This is a genomic window from Gilvimarinus sp. 1_MG-2023, from assembly GCF_030548285.1.
On sequence record NZ_JAUOSC010001948.1, the window covers coordinates 1 to 228 of the forward strand.

Sequence of the window (228 nt, forward strand, 5' to 3'; positions counted from 1 at the left end):
CTCGTGGCCGGTCTGTCCTCTGGGCCACGCATCCGTCCACTGATCAAACTTGAAACCGCCTATATGGCGGGTCAGCCATTTGGCTGGGCGCTGACGCCGGGCATAATGTTTGATGTGAAGGAGAGCACTTGGGTCCTCGGGATCGAGGGCCGCTCAACGACGCAGAAAACAATCGGCATAACCTTCAACATCTGGCGCAACTTCTGATCCGGCACGTGACAATTGCGT

1 protein-coding gene is annotated in these 228 nt (G+C 57.0%); it reads left to right on the forward strand.

The window, feature by feature from the left end; translation table 11 throughout:
- On the forward strand, positions 1-207 hold a 207-nt coding region (locus Q4563_RS23455), incomplete at its 5' end, for a hypothetical protein (protein WP_303606257.1).
- Positions 208-228: the final 21 nt, after the last annotated feature.